The 3,299-nt window shown below is 64.0% G+C and carries 2 protein-coding genes and 1 pseudogene; 1 reads left to right on the top strand and 2 read right to left on the bottom strand.

Annotated elements, in window-relative coordinates:
* A pseudogene (locus ABSG20_RS33025) lies at nucleotides 1-224 on the top strand (PBSX family phage terminase large subunit); the annotation flags it as partial.
* A 220-nt stretch (nucleotides 225-444) separates the two neighbouring features.
* Here ABSG20_RS33025 and ABSG20_RS33020 read toward each other — a convergent pair.
* Both ABSG20_RS33020 and ABSG20_RS33015 read right to left on the bottom strand, forming a co-directional pair.
* Nucleotides 445-744, bottom strand: a complete 300-nt coding sequence (locus ABSG20_RS33020; RefSeq protein WP_423868640.1) for a helix-turn-helix domain-containing protein — start codon at nucleotides 742-744, stop codon at nucleotides 445-447.
* A 19-nt stretch (nucleotides 745-763) separates the two neighbouring features.
* Nucleotides 764-3,130 (bottom strand): thiamine pyrophosphate-binding protein, encoded by a 2,367-nt coding sequence (locus ABSG20_RS33015; protein WP_423868639.1) that lies wholly within the window; start codon nucleotides 3,128-3,130, stop codon nucleotides 764-766.
* Nucleotides 3,131-3,299: the final 169 nt, after the last annotated feature.

Genomic DNA, 3,299 nt, shown 5'->3' with positions numbered 1-3,299 from the left:
CGAAGATGTGGTGGAACGAGGCGACCACGGCAGCCGGCCGCGACGCCATCGGCTTCTACCACGAGAGGAAGGACGACGCGCGCGGTGTCGGGCTCGGACCGGAGCACGACTGGTCCAGTCATGCTGCCGATGCACTCGGCCTGATGGCGATCTGTTACCAGGAGCCGGCACGGGTGGCAGGCTTCAATCGGGTGCTCCGGTATCCGAATCAGGGTTATGCGTGAGGTGGCCGCCGCTTCCGGCGGTTGGGGTCCGCGATCGCCTCTCGCGCTCGATCCGAAGGTACGGCAAGGAGAGTATAAATATCAGCGAGCGTAGCCCGGATGAGCCAACGGGGCGGCGCGAATGCGCCGCCCGATGGCGACATCCGGGGCTTGCTTGCAGTGGCCCCGCATGTCGCTGCGCTCATGCGGGCTACTCGCTGCCTCGGACCCCGGTTCGCGCTCAGGCCACCTTTGTCAGCGCCTTTTCAACGGCTTCCGGAGCACGATCGATGATCGTCAGATATGCTCTCGCCGTAGGATCAGGCGAGAACCGCCCCTGCTCCCAATCCCTGAGGCTGGCAATACCAAGGCCGTACTTCATGCAAAATTCTTCCTGGGTAAGCCCGCGTCGCGCCCTGATGGCCTTTACATCGATCTTGGCGGGCACGAATACCTTATAGGTCGATGCGTCCGCTTCGCCACGAGCAATCGTGCGTGCTTCCTTCGCGGACTTGACTAGTCGTTTGCCGAGGCTGCTCATCTGTTCCCCCATTTCCTAATCACACCGCCATCTTGCGGTGCCGCACCGGCGCGCCGGTGGTGAGACTTTCGGCGGCATCGATGATGGCGTTGGCATCGATGCCGTAGTGGCGATAGAGATCACCGATGGTGCCGGTCTGGCCGAAATGCTCGACGCCGAGCGCCTCGACCCGGTGTCCGCGCACGCTGCCGAGCCAGCCCAGCGCCGCCGGATGGCCATCGATCGCGGTGACAATGCCGCAGTCGCGTGGCAATGGCGCCAGCAGTTTTTCAATGTGGCTGAGATGCGGCGGCCCGCGGCGATCGCGGCGCAGCTTTCGTGCCCCGGTCCAGCCGGCGTGCAGCCGGTCGGCCGAGGTGACGGCGAGCAGGCCGACATCGCGGTGGCTTTCGCCGCACAGCCCGACCGCCTCGATGGCTTCGGGCGCGACCGCGCCGGTGTAGGCGATCACGACGTCGCAATTGGCGCCGGGCTTGCGCAGCCAATAGGCGCCGTCGGTGATGTCCCGCTGCAACTCTGATGTCATGATCCGCTGCGGCTGCTCGATCGTGCGGGTCGAAAGCCGCAAATAGACCGAGCCGCCCTCGCCCGCTTCGCGTTGCATGTGGGCCAGTCCCCAGCCCATGATGACGGCGAGTTCGTCGACAAAGGCCGGCTCGAATGCGGCGAGGCCATCCTGCGCCATGCCGATCAAGGGCGTCGCGATCGACTGGTGCGCGCCACCCTCCGGCGCCAGCGTAATGCCCGAGGGCGTCGCCACCACCATGAAGCGGGCGTCCTGGTAACAGGCGTAGTTCAAGGCATCGAGCCCGCGCTCGATGAAGGGATCGTACAGGGTGGCGATCGGCAAAAGCCGTTCGCCGTTGATCTGATGCGACAGGCCCAGTGCTGACATCAGGATGAACAGGTTCATCTCGGCAATGCCGAGTTCGATGTGCTGTCCTCTGGGCGAAAAATCCCAGTTGAAGGTCGAGGGGATCTTCTCGCTGCGGAACAGGTCGGCCTTCTCGGCGCGTGCGAACAGGCCGCGCCGGTTGACCCAGGCGCCGAGATTGGTCGACACCGTGACGTCAGGCGAGGCGGTGACGATGCGCGAGGCGAGTTCGGTCTTCTCCCGCGCGAGTTCGTTGAGCACCAGCCCAAATCCCTGCTGGGTCGACATTTCAGCCGACAGCTTGAATGCAAGCTGCGGCGGCACGTCGATGACCGGCGCGCTCAGGCGGCGACGGCTGTCGCGGTTAAAGGGGATATCCGCGAGAAAGTCCTGGAGGACTGCGGGATCGTGCGCCAGCCCCTCGAACTTCTCCCATTCGTGTCCCGGCCGGATGTTCTGCGCCGCGCGCCATTTCTCCATCTGCGCGACCGTCATCAGGCCGGCATGGTTGTCCTTGTGGCCCTGGAACGGCAGGCCGACGCCCTTGATGGTGTAGGCGATGAAGCAGACCGGCCGGTCATGGTCGATCGACTCGAAGGCCTCAATCATGCTCGCCATGTCGTGGCCGCCGAGATTGGACATCAGGTCACGCAATTCATCGTCGCTGCGCCGCTCGATCAGCTGCGACACCGCGCCCTGATCGCCGATCTCGTCCCGCAAATGCTTGCGGAAGGCCGCGCCGCCCTGGAAGCAGAGCGCGGCATACATCTGATTCGGACAGTCATCGATCCAGCGCTTCAGCGCCTCGCCGCCGGGCTCGGCGAAGGCCTGGCGCATCAGCCGGCCATATTTCACGATCACCACGTCCCAGCCGAAATTCTTGAACATGGTCTCGAATTTCTCCCACAGCCCCTCGCGCACCACGGCGTCCAGGCTCTGGCGATTGTAGTCGACCACCCACCAGGTGTTGCGCAGGCCGTGCTTCCAGCCCTCCAGCAGCGCCTCGAAGATGTTGCCCTCGTCCATCTCGGCGTCGCCGACCAGCGCGATCATCCTCCCCTCCGGCCGGTCCTTCATCCAGCCATGGGCCTTGACGTAGTCCTGCACCAGCGAGGAGAACAGGGTCTGCGCCACGCCGAGACCGACCGAGCCGGTGGAGAAATCGACATCGTCGGTGTCCTTGGTCCGCGACGGGTAGGACTGCGCGCCCTTATACCCGCGAAAATTTTCCAGCTTGTCGCGGCTCTGGCGCCCGAACAGATACTGGATGGCATGAAAAACCGGGCTGGCATGCGGCTTCACCGCGACCCGGTCCTGCGGCCGCAACACCTGGAAATACAGCGCCGACAGGATGGTGGCGAGCGAGGCCGAGGAGGCCTGATGACCGCCGACTTTCAGGCCGTCGGTATTCGGCCTGATGTGATTGGCATGATGGATGGTCCACGATGACAGCCACAGCACCTTGCGGGAGAGCGCGGTGAGCATTTCGAGGCGTGCGGGCGCAATCGGCATGGCGGTCCTCGCGGACGTATGTGAATATGTCCTGATGTTAACGCCTTTTGCGCCGAGCCAGGTAGAATATTCGATCGCGCTGCCGGTGTGAGGTTCCCATGAGTGTCCGCAGAATTGTCCCCAACATCAACTCTTCCGATCCGCAGGCTTCGAGACCGTTTTATGAAGA

Origin of the sequence: Bradyrhizobium sp. (assembly GCF_049512235.1) — a bacterium.
Lineage (GTDB): Bacteria > Pseudomonadota > Alphaproteobacteria > Rhizobiales > Xanthobacteraceae > Bradyrhizobium.
This window is presented reverse-complemented; position numbering and strand designations above follow the sequence as displayed.